This window comes from Streptococcus sp. Marseille-Q3604, assembly GCF_916619785.1.
Classification (GTDB): Bacteria; Bacillota; Bacilli; order Lactobacillales; family Streptococcaceae; genus Streptococcus.
On record NZ_CAKAKM010000002.1, the window covers coordinates 1 to 19,651 of the forward strand.

The following is a 19,651-nucleotide window of genomic DNA, read 5'->3' on the forward strand; positions in this document are numbered from 1 at the left end:
CTTTTTAACAGTTATCAACAACCAAAAGTGCCTCACAATATTGAACATACTTCACCTCCAATTCCTATTTTTATTATAGCTTGGTTATACCATTTAATTTGTCATATATCATAAACGGTTCATTTTTTGTCATTTACAGTAAAAGTATACCGATATAATAGTTTCTAGAACTGTTACGATATACCGGTTTTATGACTACTATCATTACTTAAAAGTTTCCATACTTATATGTGTACTGCATGTTAGGGAAAATTATCTGTATTTGCAAAGAAACATGGATTTTTATTTAGACGTCCTAAAAAAACAAAACAAATATATTTTCATACTGGAAAAAGACTTCAATGTCTTTTACTGCAGTACTAAATATTTTATCGAATGGAGAGTACACTAATTGTTAAATATTTTTATTTTAGAAGACGAATTTTTACAACAATCACGAATAGAGAATGTTATAAAAAATGTTATTGCAAAAAAATCTCTAAAATGTAAAGGACCTGAGATTTTTGGAAAACCTAGCCAGTTACTTGACGCAATTACGGAAAGAGGTTCTCACCAACTTTTCTTTTTAGATATTGAAATTAAAGGAGAAGAAAAAAAGGGGCTAGACATTGCGAAAGAAATTCGAAAAAAAGATCCTAATGCAACAATTGTTTTTGTAACAACACATTCAGAATTTATGCCAGTCACTTTTAAATATAGAGTTGCTGCACTAGATTTTATTGATAAAGCTTTAGATGATGAAGATTTTTATGAACGTGTTCATTTAGCAATTGAATATACCATGGATAAAATGGGTGCCACTATTGCCCAAGATTCTTTTACTTTTGAAACAGCTACGGCCCATGTTCAAGTGCCTTTTAACAATATCTTATTTTTTGAAACGTCTCCAACAATACATAAAGTTATTTTGCATACTAAAGAAGAACGAATGGAGTTCTACGCCAGTATTTCAGAAGTTGAACGAGCTGACGACCGCCTATATCGATGCCATCGTTCATTTATCGTTAATCCTGAAAATATCGTTAAGATCAATAAAGAAGAGAAAATGGTAATGTTTGAAAATAATAATGAATGTCCCATTTCCCGTACGAAATATAAGGGTCTCCTAGAAAAAGTTAACTCTTTGAAAATCTAAGGTGTTTCTATGGATATAGTTATAAATTTATTGCTGTTCTATTCTAAGACATTAGTAGTATTGTTAATGTTTCAACAGGTGAGTAACCAACCAATCAAACCTTTGTGGAATATTATTGGTCCATTTTTGTATGTCCTACTCCTCATCATATGTCCTCCTGTTGGGTACTTTGCTTTCTTTTTTATCTTTATTGCTTATAACATATATCAAAATAAGTATGGTAGTAAAACACTTGATATTTTTTATGGCTTGTACCCCATTATCGTTCAAAGCTTGCTAGGTAGAATGTTAGCATTCTACGTTTTCCCTCTACTAGGAGTCTCTGTCTTCAATGAAGTCAAACTAAGTTGGTATGATATCTTAATTGAATTACTGGTTTTCCCTCTTCATTTACTCATAGTAAAATCTCTTAGGTTAGATTTTGACGAAATAAAAGAAGGTTTCAAGCGTTACTATTTCAAGTATTTATTATTACTGATCAACATCTCTATGTTTGTATATATGCTCTTAGTTTCTATACTTGTTATTTATAGAGACAAATTAGCTGATGCAGATAACTGGAGAGGACATATTAATAACTTTTATATTGTTCTGTTTTTTGTAATGCTACTCTATCTCAATGCAATTTCAAAAGAAAAACTAGAGAAGGAAATTATTGATCAAAAAGATACTCAACTAAATGAACTATCTATCTATAGCCATCATGTTGAATCACTTTATGAGGAAATTAGGAGTTTCCGTCATGACTACATTAATATTTTGACCAGTCTAAAATTAGGAATTGATAATCAAGATATTGAAGCTATTAAAACTGTTTACAATGGCGTACTTAGAGATAGTGCAAACCAATTCTATGATAGTAAGTTTGATATTGCTAAACTTAGTAATATTAAGAATGATGCTATCAAAAGTATTCTTTCCGCTAAATTACTTGAGGCGCAAAATAGGGGAATTTCAATTTCTGTTGAGATTGAAGAACCTGTTAGTAATTTTAGGATAGAATTACTAGATTTCATAACTGTTCTTTCTGTCCTTTGTGATAATGCCATTGAAGCCACCATTAAAGCCACAAGTCCTAGAATGACTGTTGTTTTCATAAATAATGATGATTCATTGGTACTTATCGTTGAAAATAGTATAAAATCAGAAAAAGTGGATGTTAGTCATATTTTTGCTAGGGGGTACTCTAGTAAAGGGGAAGGAAGAGGTCTTGGGTTACATAATGTAAATAGCATATTGGAAAAATACCCTAAATCTACGATTACCACTCGTAGTGCAAATCATCTCTTTTCTCAAACTATCAGATTTTGTAAGTAATTCTCTACTTTTAACTTTAACCTCTTTAATCGACTTAGGTTTTGTATTTGAATAGTCTGTTTCTAGTATTTTTTGCTACATAGCTTAATAATTTTTGGGACCACTAGCATAGCTAGTGGTTTTCGTAAGACCAAAATAAGACAGTAACTTCAGAATAGTTACTGTCTTTTTTATTTCATGTTTTTCTTAAAGCCTTGATAGACTTGAAAAGTTGTTTATAAAGACTTCTTAATCATTTATCAATGCCCTACATCTGAATATGAAATATAATAACGTTGCCCATCTTTGACAAAACTATACCAGTTTCCATCAGGTAAAATTTCATATTTATCCCAATCAACATCACCTGCAGGCATTTTAGAAACAACCTCACTGTCTTTATCTGGTGCAGCATATACAGGGGTTTCCTCATCAAGTGTCAATGTTCCAGAAGTAGCTGTCCAAGCACCTCGACCACCTTCAACTCCTCCAACTTGAGAAGCTGGTGTCGTTGCTTCAGCCACTTTACCACCTTCCGTAGCACCTACTTGGGCTTGTTCTTGAGAAGAAGCCTTAGGTGCTACTGCTGAAGCCTGATTGTCATTTTCTTCATTTGAAACTGCTGAAGATGATGATTGAGCTGCTTTCTTATCCTTCTTAACAGCTTTACTTGAGCTTGAAGATGATTTCTTGACCGTCTTGACTGGGCTACTACTTGTGCTAACACGTGCTGACTCATGACTATTAAACTTAGTCACTAAGAAGATAGCGAGGATAACTACAATAAGAGCTGATAGGATACCAATGAGTTTAGTTGTTGTTTTCATGATTGACGTTCCTTTTCTTATGATTTACAAGATTAGTATAATATAAAGACAACTAAAGTTTCATTGAAGTCATAAACAGTAGTTTTTTTGTCATAAAAGGACAACATTTTCTATTTTTAGCGTCTGTTTTAAATGATGGTCTTTATAATATTATTCGTCATGATACAGAGTTAAATGAAAAGCTTGCACAACACGAACGAGATTACCTGGAGGGAGAAAGACGTGATCTACCCCCTACTCTACTATTTGGATATGATGCTAAAACAGATAATGAATCAGATTTTCATTGTGAAGAATTGACTATTGAAAATGAAAATTTATAAAAAGGTTAGTTCTCGTATTTTTTCTACGACTAATATCAAACATAATATATTTAGATAAATTGAAAATAAGGAGATAATAAATGATGAATCATGTCAATTCCCAAATAAAAAATAGGAGAAGAAATACAGTTATTGCAAGAGGAAAAATCATAAATATCGAACATAATGAGGATTACTCTTACTTAAAATTATTTATTCGAAATGGCGCTGGACTAAGACATACTTACTTAACATTTAGATATGATCCAAAAATATTTTATATTAGTAAAAATCAATATGTGATAATTACAGCACATATTGAAAATAAACAAAATAGTTTTGGAGGTATTGATCAATTTATCATAATTGATTCAATTTCTGAATCGCAAAGTGAACTATCTGAGCACTTTTTTGATAATCAAAAGAAATTAGGATTCTCACATCCCAAATCATACGCAAAATGTTATGTATACGGAAAAGTCATTCATAAATTCGAAAAAAATAATTCTAATTGGATTGAACTTATTGTTAAGGACAATTTTGACTTCACAGTCAAACTCCAATATAGTAAAAAAATGCGAGTATCAGATATAAATTATGATGTAGGAGACAATCTATTCATATATGCTTTAATTATTTCAAGCGAAAAGACAATAAATCAAAAAAAGCGTTCATATTTCAATCTCATAGTAGAGGATATGATAAACAAAACCAATCTAAAATAGAAAAACAAAAAAACTGCCAAAAATAAATTTGGCAGTTTTTTTGGTAGGGAACCTATTAATTCAAACAGTTTCTCATAATCGCTTATCGCAATAAAAAACCAGAGCTTATGCCCTGGTTTTCTTTATTAAGCGACTTGAGTCGTTACCTTATTATTTAAGAGTAACTGAAGCTCCAGCTTCTTCAAGTTTAGCTTTGATTTCTTCAGCTTCAGCTGCAGCAACACCTTCTTTAATAACTGATGGTGCACCGTCAACGATAGCTTTAGCTTCTTTAAGACCTTCGCCTGTGATTTCACGTACAACTTTGATAACGCCAACTTTTTTGTCGCCTGCAGATGTCAATTCAACGTCGAATGAATCTTTAGCAGCACCAGCGTCAGCAGCACCAGCTGCAGCAGCAGCTACAGGAGCAGCAGCAGTTACGCCAAACTCTTCTTCGATAGCTTTTACAAGGTCGTTCAATTCAAGGATTGAAGCTTCTTTAATTTCAGCAATAATGTTTTCAATGTTCAATGCCATTGTGATTTCCTCCAAATGTGTTTTTTAATATAGTGTTTTAAACGTAGCTTAGGCTACGAGTTGTGAAGATGGGCTTATGCAGCACCGTCTTCTTTGCTTTCTGCAACCGCTTTGACAGCGTATGCAACGTTGCGCACTGGCGCTTGAAGTACAGAAAGGAGCATAGAAAGCATACCTTCTTTGTTTGGAAGTGATGCAAGAGCGTTGATTTCTTCGACTGAAGTGAACGCACCGTCAACAACACCACCTTTGATTTCAAGAGCTTCTGCGTCTTTAGCAAATTCGCTAATAACTTTTGCTGGTGCGATAACATCTTCGTTTGAGAATGCTACTGCAGATGGACCAACAAAAAGTTCTTTAAGGTCTTCAAGACCTGCTTCTTCAGCTGCACGGCTCAAGATAGAGTTTTTGATAACTTTAAATTCAACGCCTGATTCACGAAGATTACGACGAAGAACTGTATCTTGGTCAACTGTAAGTCCACGAGAGTCAACAACAACGATAGATGCTGCTGCTTTCATTTTCTCAGCGACGATAGCAACCTGTTCAGCTTTCTTAGCAATAATAGCTTCACTCATTAGTAGTTTTACCTCCGTTTTTATTTTGGGGCTAGGCACAAAAAAATCGTACCTAAACCTAGACACGAAAGTACAATACGTTACAAAAAAATAGTTACGTTTTGTGCCTCGGTTGGATGTTTACGAGTCTTGCTCCCCAACTGTCTTAGGTCAGTTTTTTCAAACCTTATTTATAATATCATGACCTAAATCAGACGTCAAGAAAAAAATGCAATTTTTTTTATTTTTTTCTCTATCTTTTTTTGAAGACCATAAAACCTCTCAAAATCTAAAGATTTCAAGAGGTTATTTCTAATCATACCTAAGAGCTTCGATAGGATCGAGTTTCGAAGCTTTATTAGCCGGTAGGAGACCAAAGATAATCCCTACAGCTGCTGAGAAGGCTATGCTTCCCATGGCTACACCAAGAGAAACTGTCGCTTTAAGGTCCATGGTATTCCCAATTGGTCCAACAACTAGGGCTGCAAAGCCTAGCCCAATCAAACCTCCCAGAATGGTCAGAACCATCGACTCAATCAAAAACTGGGTCAAGATTTTACGACGTGTAGCACCTAAAGCCTTACGAAGACCAATCTCTCGTGTCCGCTCAGTTACCGAAACCAACATGATGTTCATAACACCGATTCCGCCAACTAATAATGAAATCCCAGCAATAGCTCCTACAACGGTGGTAATGGTTCCAAAGATCGTGTTCACCTGATCCAGGGCCGAACTCATATCTGCTGCCTTATATTCTCCATTGTCATCTTGGGCCAACTGGGTCAAGCGTTTAGCAGCATCCTTAGCAACGCTACTACTATTTTTCACATCGGTCACATGGAAAAAAATCTGGCCAATAGCATCAGTGTTATTTTCAGCCGCTAACTGGGTATTGGCCACAAGAGCTGTTCCAATTTCACCATAAGCACCGATTGCTGTGTCCTTATTCTTATAAACACCAATCACACGATAATCATTGTTCCCAATAGTAACCACTTGGTTGAGGGCATCCCCATTCGTCTCAAAGAGTTTTTTAGCCACCATCTGATCAATGACAATAACTCGTGAAAAGTTTTTATAATCATTGTCTTGCAAGGAACGTCCTGTCAACATCTCTAACTTTTTAGCTTTAAAGTAGCCCTGACTGGCACCTGTGATATTAACATTCTTCACGGTCTTTTTTTGGAGGGAGATAGAGGAAGTTAGGCTGTTAGTCACAAAATAACTATCAATACCAGGCGTCTGCCTAGCCACTTGCTCCAACCAAACTTCTTTAACCGGTTTGGTCGGTTGTGACAAGTCCGCATAGGCAGGATCCAGCTCCTCACCCTTGGCTTCATAGTAGACTTGAACTGTATCCTTGTCACCAGTCACACTATCGGTAACACTCTGACGCATTCCATTTCCTAGCCCCATGATAAGTACTACCGCAGCAACACCAATGATGATTCCCAACATGGTCAGGAAGGACCTCATCTTGTGTGAACGGATAGAACTAAGAGCAAATTTCCAATTTTCCATTCTTACCTCCTAGTCAATCCGAACGCTATCAGTCGTGTCCTGAGTGATTTCACCATCACGAATGACAATCTTACGTCGGGCATAGTCTGCAATCTCTGGCTCATGAGTAACCATGATGATAGTCTTTCCTTCACGGTTCAGCTGGGTTAAGAGCTCCATAATCTGCATCCCTGTCTTGGTATCAAGAGCACCTGTAGGTTCATCCGCCAAAATGATTGCCGGATCGTTAGACAGTGCACGCGCAATGGCAACCCTCTGCTTCTGTCCACCAGACAGCTCCGATGGTAGATGATGGCTACGGTCTGACAAGCCAACTTTTTCCAAGAATTGTTGTGCCCTTTGCTTACGTTCACGTGGAGATTTCCCTGCATAAATCAAGGGAAGCTCTACGTTCTTTTGGGCACTTAACTTTGGCAAGAGAAAAAACTGTTGAAAGATAAAGCCAATCTGGTCATTTCTTACCTTGGCTAGGCGATTTTCAGAGAGTTCAGCCACATCTTCGCCCTCGAGTTGATAGGAACCTGTAGTCGGTTGATCAAGAAGACCGATAATATTCATAAGGGTTGATTTCCCTGATCCAGAAGGGCCCATGATTGCCACAAAGTCCCCTTCTTCTACCGATAAGTCAATCCCCTTAAGGACCTGCAAAGACTCTTGACCATTTTTGAAAGACTTGGTGATGCTCTTTAAAACCATAAGTGCTGGCTTAGTCACTAGACCTCACCTCTTCTCCACTAGTGTCTTTTGATTGTTTGCTATCAGCATCCGTCACATCTTTTAGGGTTTCGCCATCCTTAAAGGATTTATCTGCCTTGGTGATAACTTTTTGACCTTCTTTAAGTCCTGAAGCAATTTCCTGTTGCTTGGCATCCGCATTACCAAGTTTGACCTTGACTTGCTTGATTTTCTGAGTTTCATCATCGTAAACCCAGACATAGTTGTCAGAGCCTTTCTTGGTCACAGCAGTTACAGGAACCAACAAGGCATCATCATCTTTTGTCACTTCAAGTGATACATTAAAACCTTGCTTCAGTTTTCCGATTGGACTGGTCAATTGAACCTTGTATTCATACTGAGAACCTGACTGACCTGAGTTGCCAGATGTCCCCGTTGACTGGTTGGCATTTTGCTTAGGATAATTGGAAACATAGCTGACCTTCCCTGTCCAAGTTTGATCAGGGTATACTTTGGAAGTAATCTTAACCTTTTGCCCCACTGAAATATTTGGAATGTCATATTCTGTTAAGGTCCCTTGAATCTCAAATTGGCCTTCACTTGTCACATGAACTAGGGTTTGGCTCTCTTTTGAAGCAGGGTCCACAGAGTCCGCGACTTCTACGACTGTCCCATTAGCATCTGAAACAATGACTGTTTGGTTGAGAACATCTTGTGCCTTTTCTAGCTCCGATGCTGCATTGGCAATGGCATCATTATAATCTTGCAAGGTTTGGTAATTACTTGCCTCGGTTTGCTGACGCTGTTGAGAACTAACGGTAGTTGTCGAATCATCCTCATCCGAATCACTACTTGTTTGTGCTGAAGCCGCAGGAGCCGTCCCATACTGTTGGAAATAATTACGGTCACGAACTGCCTTATTGTAGGCACGACTAGCCGTATCATAAGCCGCTTGGGCTGAGGTGCTGTCGTATTGGACCAGTTGCTGACCGACGCTAACTTCCTCACCCACAGAGACTGTCACAGTGGCATTGCGTCCAATGGTATTGTCAAAATAAACATACTGTTCCGACTGAGCCTTCACCATGCCAGTCAGAAGGGTCGACGAGGCTAGCTGCCCCTTAGTTACCTTACTTGCTGTAGGGGACTCAGAAGCCTTATCTTTCTTGCCACCACCTGCAAAAAGGTTAAAGCCTAGAACCAAAAGGACAAGGAAGCCGATTCCTCCAATGATCCAAACTCTTTTTTTATTTTTAAATAACTTTGGACTGATTTTCTTTCGCATATGTCTCTCTTTTCTTTTTTGTATCATATGGATAAAACAATTGTAATACTTTTAACTTTCAGTGTCAATGGCCTTCGCTGACATCCATGACACCATAATGCAGCTTTTGATTGGGTCGAACCTGGCGTTCAAAACCAAGTTCTTCAAAAACGGTATCTCGAAAATGTGCCTTGATGATAATTTTTCCCCGCGCAACACGTTTAGCTTCTTTTAGCCATTCTTCTGTCAGACGGCTACCATTGGCCAGAGGCTTGATAGCCTCTAGATTTTCCGATTCCTTGATAATCTCTGAAAACATAGGATCGGCATAGATGATATCAAAGGTATTGTCAGCTTGAGCCTTCAAAAAAGACAAGCTATCGCTCTTAATAGCTTTAATAGAACGCATGGCCTTTTCAAGCTGCTTATCATCTGTCTGATAAGAGGCAAGACCACGAGAAACCACCTGAAAAATCACATCTTGACTCTCAAGGGCAGTCACCTGATTTCCCGCTGCTACCATCACTAGGCTATCAGAAGCCAGACCCATGGTCGTGTCAAGAATAGTCTTGGGAGACTTACCTAAAAGACTGACTAAAGCGTCATGGGGGGCCTTAATCCTGAGAGCAGCCGTATCTGGATGGAAGGTCAACTCACTAGCATCCGAATTGATAAAAGACAGTCTGTCTTTATATAGGAGATAGAAAGGTCCAAAGCGCTCTAAACATTTCGCCAAAGATAACTTGCGACGAGGCTGATAATCAGCTCCTAGCTCGTGAGCTAATTCTTGGGCACGCGCAATCAAGGTCTCGTTTTCCCGTAAAGATGTCGTAATAATCATGTTTCTAGTATAGCAGAATCTAAGGAAACAAAACCATCGTCTTAGCTTTCATTTTTAACTTGTTAGCTTACATTTGTGTAAGAAAAAAGCCCCAGCAAGGCTGAGATTCAGAACATAATTAAACTATTTTTAAATATGAAATAGATTTTGCGTACCTAGTCAGCTTAGACCGAGACTTTTGGCAGTGATGAAAACGCCTGAAGCAATTAGTCTCAGGCGTTCGGAAGTTTTGAGACGTTCGGCTCAAAACTTAGTCATGGAACTTCGAAGAAGATCGCTGACGTCTGCCATCACCCAAGAAAAGTCTCAAAAGAAAACTGTGCCTTCAATAAAAAAAGTCCCAGCAAGGCTGAGACTCTGTTTTAAAATTAGATAGCTTCTGTTGTAAAGCTACGGCTTTCAAGCACACGCACCATGGCATCTGCTGTATCAAGCGCTGTGAAGAGTGGGATTCCTGCTTCAATAGCAGAGCTACGAATTGCTGCTCCATCTTCGTCATAAGTACGTTTGTTACCAACCGTATTGATAATAGCTTGCGCTTTACCTGTACGGACAAGGGCTGGAATGTCGTTGTCGTCATTTTCACCTAATTTGTTAACAAGCGTTGCGTGAACTCCATGTTCATTCAAGAACTTAGCTGTTCCTTCAGTGGCGTAGATACCGTAACCGATAGCATCGAAACGACGAGCCAAATCAAGGGCTTCTTCTTTCGTATCATCATGAATAGTAAAGATGACATTACCAAAGGTTGGCAAGTGGAGGTAAGAAGCTTCAAAGGCTTTATAGAGGGCTTTTTCAAGAGTCGCATCTGTACCCATAACTTCACCAGTTGATTTCATTTCAGGTCCAAGGAGACTATCTACCTTAGCCAATTTTGTGAATGAGAAGACTGGTGCTTTAACATGGACATGCTTGCTTTCTGGGTAAAGCCCATCTTTGTAACCTTGTTCAGCCAATGATTTACCAAGAATCAAGTTTGTAGCAACTTGTGCCATTGGGATATCAGTCACTTTAGACAAGAATGGTACCGTACGGCTGGCACGTGGGTTAACCTCGATAACATAGACAGTTTCGTCCTTAATAACGAACTGAATGTTCATCATACCAATACAGTTAAGACCGATAGCCAAGCGTTTAGTGTAATCAGCGATAGTCTCTTGGATTTTCTTAGAGAGAGTTTGTGGAGGGTAAACTGCCATTGAGTCCCCTGAGTGAACCCCTGCACGTTCGATGTGTTCCATAATACCTGGAATCAAGACATCCTTACCATCAGAGATGGCATCCACTTCACACTCACGTCCAATGATATAGCTATCAACAAGGACTGGGTGGTCTGGACTTGCCTTAACGGCTGTACGCATGTAAGAACGAAGGTCATCTTCATTTTCAACGATTTCCATGGCACGTCCACCCAAAACGTATGATGGACGAACAAGAACTGGGAAGCCAATCTTACGAGCTGCTTCAACCGCTTCTTCTTCATTTGTCGCTGTTTGTCCTGGTGGTTGTGGGATATCGAGGTCTTTAAGGGCTTGTTCAAAAAGGTCACGGTCTTCGGCACGGTCAAGGTCAGCAACCTGTGTGCCCAAGATTTTCACACCAGCTTTAGACAATGGCTCTGCCAAGTTGATGGCTGTTTGACCACCAAACTGAACCACGACACCCTTAGGTTGCTCCAATTCGATAACGTTCATCACGTCTTCGAAGGTCAATGGTTCGAAGTAAAGTTTATCTGAAACTGAGAAGTCTGTTGAAACCGTCTCAGGGTTAGAGTTCATGATGATGGCCTCGTAACCTGCAGCCTGGATAGCTTTCACAGAGTGAACTGTAGCATAGTCGAACTCAACCCCTTGTCCGATACGGATAGGTCCTGAACCAAGAACGATGACAGATTCTTTATCAGATTTGATTGATTCATTTTCCCACTCGTAAGTTGAGTAGAAATATGGTGTTGATGACTCGAACTCAGCCGCACAGGTATCAACCATCTTGTAAACAGGAACAATGTTATTTTCCAATCGTGTCGCACGAACTTGGTCAGCTGTTTGATTCCAAAGATCAGCAATCTTACGATCAGAGAAACCGTTACGTTTAGCTTCTTTCAAAACATCAACATCGCCTACGTGAGTAGCCAATTCTTGTTCCAATTCGAAGATATGGAGCAATTTGTCGAGGAAGAAGATATCAATCTTAGTCAACTCTGACAATTCTTCAATAGTATAACCACGACGGATGGCTTCAGAAAGGTAGAAGAGACGGTCGTCTTGAGCTTTGACAATCTTTTCAACCAAGGCGTCGTCTGTGACATCCGCAAGCTCAGGCATTTCATTGTGGTAAACACCGATTTCAAGTGAACGGCAGGCTTTAAGAAGTGACTCTTCGATGTTACGACCGATAGCCATAACTTCACCAGTTGCTTTCATTTGAGTACCAAGACGACGTTCCCCATGTTCAAATTTATCAAATGGGAAACGCGGAATCTTAGCAACCACATAGTCAAGAGCTGGCTCAAACATAGCGTAAGTTGTACCAGTGACTGGGTTAATCATTTCATCAAGTGTCAAACCAACAGCAATCTTGGCTGCCAATTTGGCGATTGGGTAACCAGTTGCTTTTGAGGCAAGGGCTGATGAACGAGACACACGTGGGTTTACTTCGATAACATAGTACTTGAAGCTATTAGGGTCAAGAGCCAACTGTACGTTACAACCACCCTCAATTTTAAGGGCACGAATAATCTTCAAGCTGGCATCACGAAGCATTTGGTTTTCAATATCTGACAAGGTTTGCGTTGGAGCAAATACAATTGAGTCCCCTGTGTGGATACCAACTGGGTCAAAGTTTTCCATGTTACATACCACAAGAGCATTGTCTGCGGCATCACGCATAACTTCGTATTCGATTTCTTTGAAACCAGCGATAGAACGTTCAATCAAACATTGGGTTACTGGTGACAATTTCAATCCATTTTCAGCGATTTCACGAAGTTCTTCTTCGTTGGCACACATACCACCACCAGTACCACCAAGGGTAAAGGCAGGACGCACGATAACTGGGTAGCCAATTTCTGTCGCAAAGGCAACTGCTTCTTCAACCGTATTTACAATCTCTGATTCTGGAATTGGTTGTTCCAAATCTTCCATCAATTGTTTGAAGAGGTCACGGTCTTCGGCTTGGTCAATGGCAGACAATTTTGTTCCCAAAAGCTCTACTCCAAGCTCATCAAGAATGCCAGCTTTTGACAATTCCATTGCCATGTTCAAACCAGTTTGTCCACCAAGAGTTGGCAAGAGAGCATCAGGACGCTCTTTACGAAGAATACGTGTGACAAACTCAAGCGTAATTGGTTCAATGTAAACCTTGTCTGCGATTTCTTTATCAGTCATGATAGTCGCAGGGTTAGAGTTAACAAGAACAACACTGTAGCCTTCTTCTTTCAAGGCCAAGCAGGCTTGCGTACCAGCGTAGTCAAACTCAGCAGCCTGACCAATGATGATAGGACCAGACCCGATAACCATAATTTTTTTAATATCAGAACGTTTAGGCATAATTTATGATACAAAGCCCGTTAAGGACCCAGTGAAAATAGGAAACGTGACGACGACGCCTAAGCGTCTAGTCACCGTTTATCTTTTTCACACAGTCCTTAGGGCGTGTTCACTTCCGTGAACCTGTATCTTCTCCTTTCTATTTGACAACTCTCTGGTTGTCATTAAATAAGGTAGTAGACTGGGGCGAACAAGAGTCACACCCCACTATAGTCACTAGACAGTTGCAATTAACGACGTGCTTTTTCAGCTTGAAAAGCATCAATCAATTCCAAGAACTCATCGAAGAGATAGCTAGCATCGTGTGGACCAGGTGCTGCATCTGGGTGGAATTGCACTGAGAATGCAGGGAAGTCACGGTGACGAACACCTTCAACTGACTTATCGTTAATTTCTTCGTGTGTTACCATGAGGCAATCTGGAAGTGTCTCACGGTCAATGGCATAACCATGGTTTTGGCTGGTGAAATCAACACGACCAGTCGCAATTTCACGAACCGCATGGTTAAATCCACGGTGACCAAACTTCATCTTGTAGGCCTTGGCACCATTCGCCAAACTAAACAACTGGTGACCCATACAAATACCAAAAATTGGAATTTTGCCTTGAATGCCACGAATCATATCAAGTGCATACGGTACATCTTCAGGGTTACCTGGACCGTTTGACAACATCACACCATCTGGATTAAGATGGAGAATTTCTTCAGCAGTGATATCATGTGGCACAACAGTCACGTTACAGTCACGTTTTGAAAACTCACGCAAGATAGAGTGCTTGAGACCAAAGTCAACCAAAACGATATTTTTACCAACACCTGGTGCTGGGTAGGCTGTCTTAGTTGATACCTGCTCAATATTGTTGGTTGGCAAAACAGTCGCACGCAATTGATCTTGCAAGTGCTCGATACTGTCACCAGGATTAGCCAAAGTCGCTTTCATGGTACCGTGTTGACGGATAATCTTAGTCAAGGCACGTGTATCAATACCAGAGATACCAGGGATGTTTTTTGCTTTCAAAAACTCATCCAAGGTCATTTGGTTACGCCAGTTGCTGGCACGACGGCTAGCCTCTGACACAACAACACCCTTGGTCGTTGGCTTAATTGACTCATAGTCGTCACGGTTAACGCCGTAGTTACCAACAAGTGGATAAGTAAAAGTCAAAATTTGACCATTGTAAGACTGGTCTGTGATAGATTCTTGATAACCTGTCATACCAGTATTAAAGACGATTTCACCCGTCACATCCACATCAGCACCGAAGGCCTGACCTTCAAAAATAGTGCCGTCTTCCAAAATAAGTAAACGTTTTGCCATTATAGTAAATTGTTCCTTTCACTAAGATACAAAGGGCGTTAAACATCTGAATGAAAATCAAATCTAACAAAGAAGCTCTAGCCTCTAGGAAGATTTGTCTCTTTTCAAAGATTTAGCCCATGTTCTTTTTCGTCTGATTCTCTCAGGAATCGGTTAACGTAGTTTACGCTTTGCCATTTAAAATAGCTTCAATAATTGCCATACGGACAAAGACCCCGTTTTGCATCTGAGCAACGATACGAGCCTTAGGTGCCTCAACCAGGCTATCAGCAATCTCCACATCACGATTAACCGGAGCAGGATGCATGATAATCGCCTGATTAGCTAACTTGGCATAACGTTCTTCAGTCAAACCATAGAGAGCATGGTAGTCTTCTTTTGAAAATCCTTTATCGTCCCCATGACGTTCGTGCTGAACACGAAGCAACATGAGCACATCCAAGTCCTCAATGACGTCGTCAATAGCCACATGCTGACCATAGACATCGAACTCATTCGAGTACCACTCTGCAGGACCAGCAAAATAAAGCTGAGCACCCAAACGTTTGAGAATCTGCATATTGGACTTAGCGACACGCGAATGCGTAATATCACCTGCAATACAAATCTTAAGATTTTCAAAGGTTCCGAACTCTTCGTAAATGGTCATCAAGTCAAGCAAACACTGACTTGGGTGTTGCCCTGAACCATCACCACCATTAACAATAGAGGTCTGAATAGTCCTACTATCAATCAACTGCTTGTAGTAATCGACTTCCGAGTGGCGAACCACACAGATGTCAACGCCCAAGGCAGACATGGTCAAAATGGTATCATAGAGGGTCTCACCCTTATTTACCGAGCTAGTTCCAGCATCGAACTCAATCACGTCCAAGCCTAGTTTTTTCTCGGCCACTTCGAAGGACTTGTGTGTTCGTGTTGAATTTTCAAAAAAGAGATTGGCAGCGAAATACTGTCGATCCAGCTGGAAATCAGCTCTGCCATTTTTAAAATCTCCACCTCGACGAATCAGGCCCAAGACCTCTTCATTCGTGAGGGTTTCCATGGTCACCAAATGCTTCAGTGACACTTTTCCATCTGCAATCGCCATAGTTTTTCCTTTTAAATTGATTGACTAATCTTTGCTACCTTTTTTAGGATCTGGCAAAATTTGATAAAACAAGATACCAAGAATAGTTGAGCTTGCCACACCCGTGATTTGAAGACCACCAAGGTCAATCATCAAACCACCGATACCAGAAACCAAGATAACACTAGCAATCAAGAGATTCTTTTTATTATCAAAATCAATCTTATGTTCAACTAAAATTTTCAAACCGCTAGCAGCGATAACCCCAAAGAGGGCAATAGATAATCCCCCTAATACAGGAGTTGGAATAGAATGCAAAAGTGCTGATAACTTACCAATAAAGCTCATCAAGACCGCAATCACTGCTGCGCCCGCAATAACGTAAACTGAGTAGACCTTACTGAGGGCCATAACCCCAATATTTTCACCATAAGAAGTTACCGGAGGAGCTCCAAAGAATCCAGCGATAATCTGTGCCAAACCATCACCAGTAAGGGTACGGTCAAGACCTGGATCTTTAAAGTAATCACGCTCAGTCAAACTGTTTAGAACCATGACGTGACCAAAGTGTTCAGTCATCGTCACAAAGGCAATCGGAGCCATGGTCAAAATCGCACTTGGATAGAGCTTGAAGCTATAATCCACAAATGGAATGTCAAAGTTTGGAACCTGAATCCAATGTGCCGCTGCTACCTCTGAGAAATTGATAAAGCTATGTCCTGTCAGCAAACCAAGAACCGCTGAGAAAATATAGCCCACAATTAAACCAAGTAAAATTGGGATAACACCGATAATCTTCTTGCCATACATGTTAAAGAGGATAACCGCAAAGAGGGTCACCATCGAAATCAAGAGAGCATAGATACTATAGCTTTTATTTAAAGTTGTCGCATCATTGACTGCATTAGCTGCAAGGTTCAAACCAATCACCATGATAATAGGGCCAACCACAATTGGTGGAAGGACCTTATCAATCCAGTCTTTACCCGCATACTTAACAATCAGAGCCACAAGCAAGTAAACCAAACCACCTGCCATGGCACCTTGAGCCACTGCCGCAATGCCATCAGTCTTCATAAGTGTCTGCATAGCCGCAATATAGGCAAAACTAGACCCCATGTAAGCTGGAATTTTGTACTTGGTCACCGTCAAGTGAGCCAAAGTTCCCAAACCAGATGAGAAAAGAGCAATAGCGGGATCAATCCCAACCAAAATCGGCACAAGCACCGTCGCACCAAACATGGCAAACAAGTGCTGGAATGACAAACCAACCAATAAACCAGGTTTTGGCATATCATTCACATCATATTTTACGTTATTCACGATATCAAAGGACTCCTTAAAATTAAGATACAAAGGGCGTATAAAGAGCAAAGTAAAATTAGGAAATCTGACGCCGAAACTTTAGCTTCTAGGAAGATTTATCTATTTTACACAGCTCTTAGCCCGTGTTCAATTAATAAGATACAAAGGGACGTTTTAGCGTAGCTAAACATTTCTGTAGAAAAATAGGAAGTCGACAAGGCACTCCAAAGAGTGCTAGGAGACTTATCTTTTTTCCTAAGAAATGAGTCCCGTGTTCAATTAACAAGATACAAAGCCCGTATAAAGCCTAAAGCAAAAATAGGAAATATGATGACGGAGCGCCAGCTCCTAAGAATATTTATCTTTTTTGCACAAGGCTTAGGGCGTGTTCAATTAAACAAGATACAAAGGGCGTATAAAGAGCAAAGTAAAATTAGGAAATCTGACGCCGAAGCTTTAGCTTCTAGGAAGATTTATCTATTTTACACAGCTCTTAGCCCGTGTTCAGTTAAATAAGATACAAAGCCCGTATAAAGCCTAAAGCAAAAATAGGAAATACGATGACGGAGCGCCAGCTCCTAAGAGTATTTATTTTTTTTTGCACAAGGCTTAGGGCGTGTTCAATTAACAAGATACAAAGGGCATATTACCCTATCCGTCAGTCAACTTAGCTTGGATCGATAATGTTGACGCTATCTTTACCATCAACTTCTGCGACCAAAACTTCGATTTCTTCTGACTCACTAGTTGGGATATTTTTACCAACATAGTCAGCACGGATTGGCAATTCACGGTGACCACGGTCAACCAAGACAGCCAAACCAACACGCGCCGGACGTCCATGGCTAACGATATTATCAATAGCTGCACGAATCGTACGACCTGTGTAAAGCACATCATCCACAAGGATAACATCTGTACCATCAATTTCAATAGGGAAAACAGATGTGTCTTGCTCAGCCTTAACATCATCACGGAAAGCTTTAGTGTCAAGCTCAATCAATGGCACATCAAGGTTTTCCAACTGTTTCAAGCGCTCTTGGATACGCTGTGCAATATAAACACCACGTGTCTTAATACCAGCCAAGACAATCTTGTCGAGATTTTTGTTACGCTCAATAATCTCATAAGTGATACGTGTAATGGCACGTTTCATGGTTACGTCATCGACGATCTCTTTTTTCTTCATAAAAAGAACCTTTCTAAATACAAAAAAATCCCCTCGAAAACAAGGAGATACACAAAAATATGAGTACAGTTCACCCGTACACTTCTCATGGCTCCTTGCCTGCCTCTCTGGACAGTGATTAAAGGACTTATTTAATTAGGTAAATTATAGCAAATTTCAGACTCTTTTACAAGAAAAAAACGGACGTTCCTCCCAAGAAAGACTATCCGTTTAATAACTATTAAGCTTCTCTCAACTTCTCCAAGGTTTCCTTGAAAATAGCAGGTTCTTCCGCTGTAAATTCGACCAATTCTCCAGTCGTAGGATGTGTGAAACCGAGAGTCTTAGCATGTAGAAATTGGCCATGGCCCTTGAGGGTCTTGCGTGGCCCATAAAGAGGATCTCCCGCCACCGGGTGACCGATATAAGCCATGTGCACACGAATCTGGTGCGTGCGACCTGTTTCCAGTTGCAACTCTACCAAGGTATAGTTGCCAAAACGTTCAAGAACGGTAAATCGTGTAACTGCAGGTTTTCCTTTAGCTGTAACCGCCTGCTTCTTGCGGTCCTTGTCTGAGCGCCCAATCGGAGCATCAATCACGCCTCGATCGTTAGGCAGATTGCCATGCACGATAGCCACATACTTACGAAGGGACTTCTTATCCTTAAGCTCCGCTGCCAAAGCATTGTGGGCCTTATCATTCTTAGCAATCATAAGGAGACCTGACGTGTCCTTATCGATACGGTGGACAATTCCTGGACGAACCACACCATTGATAGACGAGAGGTCCTTGACATGATACATCAGGGCATTGACCAAGGTACCAGACGTGTGACCAGCTGAGGGATGGACCACCATACCTTGAGGTTTGTTGACCACTGCCACATCCGCATCTTCGTAGATAATATCCAAAGGAATATCTTCAGCCTTGTATTCCAAGACCTCTTCTTCTGGCAATTCATAGGTGATGACATCACCCTCTTTAACCGCATACTTGGCCTTTGCCGACTTACCATTAACCAAGACTGTCCCAGCCTTGATTGCTTCATTGGCCTGACTACGTGACAATTCTGTCAAATCTGCCAAAGCCTTGTCCAGACGGTTTCCCGCCTCTTTAATGATGACTTCCATTTTCCTCTTTCCATAAGATTAAAATCAAGAGTAGCACGCCCACCGTTAGATAAGAGTCTGCCACGTTAAATATCGCAAAATCAATAAAATCAAGCTGAACCATATCAACCACGTAACCCAAGTGCAGACGGTCAATAAAGTTACCAATACCACCTGAGATAATCAAAACCAAAGATAGCACCAGCCAAAGACTCTTCTGATAATTCTTAACCAGATAAACCAGAGCCGCACCAATCACTAGAACCGTCAAAATCACAAAGAAATATTTCTGATCCTGTAAAATCGAAAAGGCAGCACCACGGTTCTGTAGATAGGTCAAGCTGAAAAGTCCAGGAATAGCCTTGATAACTTGGTTAAGGGCAATATTTGCCACAACCCAATGCTTAACCCACTGATCCAAACCAATCAGAGCTAGAATAGCCAAAGGAATCGCAACCTTACGCATAAA

17 protein-coding genes and 1 other annotated feature are annotated in these 19,651 nt (G+C 40.3%); of the genes, 3 read left to right on the top strand and 14 right to left on the bottom strand.

Annotated elements, in window-relative coordinates; genetic code table 11:
• The first annotated feature begins 391 nt into the window (after positions 1-391).
• Together LG375_RS04325 and LG375_RS04330 are read left to right on the top strand one after the other, a co-directional pair.
• On the top strand, positions 392-1,135 hold the full coding sequence (locus LG375_RS04325) for a response regulator transcription factor (RefSeq protein WP_104020751.1): 744 nt from the start codon (positions 392-394) through the stop codon (positions 1,133-1,135).
• Positions 1,136-1,144: 9 nt separating this feature from the next.
• Positions 1,145-2,452 carry a sensor histidine kinase gene (locus LG375_RS04330; RefSeq protein WP_107373321.1) on the top strand — a complete coding sequence of 436 codons (1,308 nt, stop codon included), beginning with the start codon at positions 1,145-1,147 and terminating at the stop codon, positions 2,450-2,452.
• 239 nt (positions 2,453-2,691) lie between these two features.
• On the opposite strand, the gene LG375_RS04335 is transcribed toward LG375_RS04330, so the two are convergent.
• On the bottom strand, positions 2,692-3,258 hold the full coding sequence (locus LG375_RS04335; RefSeq protein ID WP_225745373.1) for a transcriptional regulator: 567 nt from the start codon (positions 3,256-3,258) through the stop codon (positions 2,692-2,694).
• A 403-nt stretch (positions 3,259-3,661) separates the two neighbouring features.
• Between LG375_RS04335 and LG375_RS04340 the strand changes: the two genes are divergently transcribed.
• The gene (locus tag LG375_RS04340; RefSeq protein ID WP_198463400.1) at positions 3,662-4,285 is read left to right on the top strand and encodes a hypothetical protein; all 624 of its coding nucleotides are present in this window, start codon (positions 3,662-3,664) and stop codon (positions 4,283-4,285) included.
• A 150-nt stretch (positions 4,286-4,435) separates the two neighbouring features.
• Here LG375_RS04340 and rplL read toward each other — a convergent pair whose 3' ends face one another.
• The 13 genes from rplL to lspA form a co-directional block, all read right to left on the bottom strand.
• Positions 4,436-4,804 carry a 50S ribosomal protein L7/L12 gene (gene rplL / locus LG375_RS04345; RefSeq protein ID WP_004183006.1) on the bottom strand — a complete coding sequence of 123 codons (369 nt, stop codon included), beginning with the start codon at positions 4,802-4,804 and terminating at the stop codon, positions 4,436-4,438.
• A 74-nt stretch (positions 4,805-4,878) separates the two neighbouring features.
• Positions 4,879-5,382, bottom strand: a complete 504-nt coding sequence (gene rplJ, locus LG375_RS04350) for a 50S ribosomal protein L10 (RefSeq protein WP_003095623.1) — start codon at positions 5,380-5,382, stop codon at positions 4,879-4,881.
• 31 nt (positions 5,383-5,413) lie between these two features.
• Positions 5,414-5,550 (bottom strand) — a sequence feature (ribosomal protein L10 leader region).
• Positions 5,551-5,673: 123 nt separating this feature from the next.
• The gene (locus tag LG375_RS04355) at positions 5,674-6,882 is read right to left on the bottom strand and encodes an ABC transporter permease (RefSeq protein ID WP_104020748.1); all 1,209 of its coding nucleotides are present in this window, start codon (positions 6,880-6,882) and stop codon (positions 5,674-5,676) included.
• A gap of 9 nt (positions 6,883-6,891) precedes the next feature.
• Positions 6,892-7,578 (bottom strand): ABC transporter ATP-binding protein, encoded by a 687-nt coding sequence (locus LG375_RS04360; protein WP_155124436.1) that lies wholly within the window; start codon positions 7,576-7,578, stop codon positions 6,892-6,894.
• A 10-nt stretch (positions 7,579-7,588) separates the two neighbouring features.
• Positions 7,589-8,842, bottom strand: a complete 1,254-nt coding sequence (locus tag LG375_RS04365; RefSeq protein WP_225745374.1) for an efflux RND transporter periplasmic adaptor subunit — start codon at positions 8,840-8,842, stop codon at positions 7,589-7,591.
• Between the two features lie 64 nt (positions 8,843-8,906).
• Entirely contained in the window at positions 8,907-9,662 is a 756-nt protein-coding gene (locus tag LG375_RS04370) for a class I SAM-dependent methyltransferase (protein WP_070475658.1), read from the bottom strand.
• Positions 9,663-10,030: 368 nt separating this feature from the next.
• Positions 10,031-13,210, bottom strand: a complete 3,180-nt coding sequence (gene carB, locus LG375_RS04375) for a carbamoyl-phosphate synthase large subunit (RefSeq protein WP_195435869.1) — start codon at positions 13,208-13,210, stop codon at positions 10,031-10,033.
• 230 nt (positions 13,211-13,440) lie between these two features.
• Positions 13,441-14,529 carry a carbamoyl phosphate synthase small subunit gene (locus LG375_RS04380; RefSeq protein WP_002890257.1) on the bottom strand — a complete coding sequence of 363 codons (1,089 nt, stop codon included), beginning with the start codon at positions 14,527-14,529 and terminating at the stop codon, positions 13,441-13,443.
• Between the two features lie 163 nt (positions 14,530-14,692).
• Complete coding sequence (locus LG375_RS04385) at positions 14,693-15,619, bottom strand: aspartate carbamoyltransferase catalytic subunit (protein WP_155198072.1); 927 nt, start codon at positions 15,617-15,619, stop codon at positions 14,693-14,695.
• Positions 15,620-15,643: 24 nt separating this feature from the next.
• Complete coding sequence (locus tag LG375_RS04390; RefSeq protein ID WP_225745375.1) at positions 15,644-16,921, bottom strand: uracil-xanthine permease family protein; 1,278 nt, start codon at positions 16,919-16,921, stop codon at positions 15,644-15,646.
• Positions 16,922-17,570: 649 nt separating this feature from the next.
• Entirely contained in the window at positions 17,571-18,092 is a 522-nt protein-coding gene (pyrR, locus tag LG375_RS04395; protein WP_002886175.1) for a bifunctional pyr operon transcriptional regulator/uracil phosphoribosyltransferase PyrR, read from the bottom strand.
• Between the two features lie 220 nt (positions 18,093-18,312).
• A complete protein-coding gene (locus LG375_RS04400) occupies positions 18,313-19,203 on the bottom strand; it encodes an RluA family pseudouridine synthase (protein ID WP_225745376.1) in 891 nt (296 codons plus the stop codon).
• The gene (lspA, locus tag LG375_RS04405; RefSeq protein ID WP_037602007.1) at positions 19,187-19,648 is read right to left on the bottom strand and encodes a signal peptidase II; all 462 of its coding nucleotides are present in this window, start codon (positions 19,646-19,648) and stop codon (positions 19,187-19,189) included. Before lspA ends, LG375_RS04400 begins: the two co-directional genes overlap by 17 nt.
• Positions 19,649-19,651 lie beyond the last annotated feature (3 nt).

What these genes read in the sequence shown, in the direction of transcription:
- LG375_RS04355 (WP_104020748.1), bottom strand. Translation starts at nt 6,882, where the DNA reads ATGGAAAATTGGAAATTTGCTCTTAGTTCTATCCGTTCACACAAGATG.
- LG375_RS04380 (WP_002890257.1), bottom strand. Translation starts at nt 14,529, where the DNA reads ATGGCAAAACGTTTACTTATTTTGGAAGACGGCACTATTTTTGAAGGT.
- LG375_RS04400 (WP_225745376.1), bottom strand. Translation starts at nt 19,203, where the DNA reads ATGGAAGTCATCATTAAAGAGGCGGGAAACCGTCTGGACAAGGCTTTG.
- LG375_RS04335 (WP_225745373.1), bottom strand. Translation starts at nt 3,258, where the DNA reads ATGAAAACAACAACTAAACTCATTGGTATCCTATCAGCTCTTATTGTA.
- rplJ (WP_003095623.1), bottom strand. Translation starts at nt 5,382, where the DNA reads ATGAGTGAAGCTATTATTGCTAAGAAAGCTGAACAGGTTGCTATCGTC.
- LG375_RS04385 (WP_155198072.1), bottom strand. Translation starts at nt 15,619, where the DNA reads ATGGCGATTGCAGATGGAAAAGTGTCACTGAAGCATTTGGTGACCATG.
- LG375_RS04330 (WP_107373321.1), top strand. Translation starts at nt 1,145, where the DNA reads ATGGATATAGTTATAAATTTATTGCTGTTCTATTCTAAGACATTAGTA.
- LG375_RS04340 (WP_198463400.1), top strand. Translation starts at nt 3,662, where the DNA reads ATGATGAATCATGTCAATTCCCAAATAAAAAATAGGAGAAGAAATACA.
- carB (WP_195435869.1), bottom strand. Translation starts at nt 13,210, where the DNA reads ATGCCTAAACGTTCTGATATTAAAAAAATTATGGTTATCGGGTCTGGT.
- rplL (WP_004183006.1), bottom strand. Translation starts at nt 4,804, where the DNA reads ATGGCATTGAACATTGAAAACATTATTGCTGAAATTAAAGAAGCTTCA.
- pyrR (WP_002886175.1), bottom strand. Translation starts at nt 18,092, where the DNA reads ATGAAGAAAAAAGAGATCGTCGATGACGTAACCATGAAACGTGCCATT.
- LG375_RS04360 (WP_155124436.1), bottom strand. Translation starts at nt 7,578, where the DNA reads ATGGTTTTAAAGAGCATCACCAAGTCTTTCAAAAATGGTCAAGAGTCT.
- LG375_RS04365 (WP_225745374.1), bottom strand. Translation starts at nt 8,842, where the DNA reads ATGCGAAAGAAAATCAGTCCAAAGTTATTTAAAAATAAAAAAAGAGTT.
- lspA (WP_037602007.1), bottom strand. Translation starts at nt 19,648, where the DNA reads ATGCGTAAGGTTGCGATTCCTTTGGCTATTCTAGCTCTGATTGGTTTG.
- LG375_RS04370 (WP_070475658.1), bottom strand. Translation starts at nt 9,662, where the DNA reads ATGATTATTACGACATCTTTACGGGAAAACGAGACCTTGATTGCGCGT.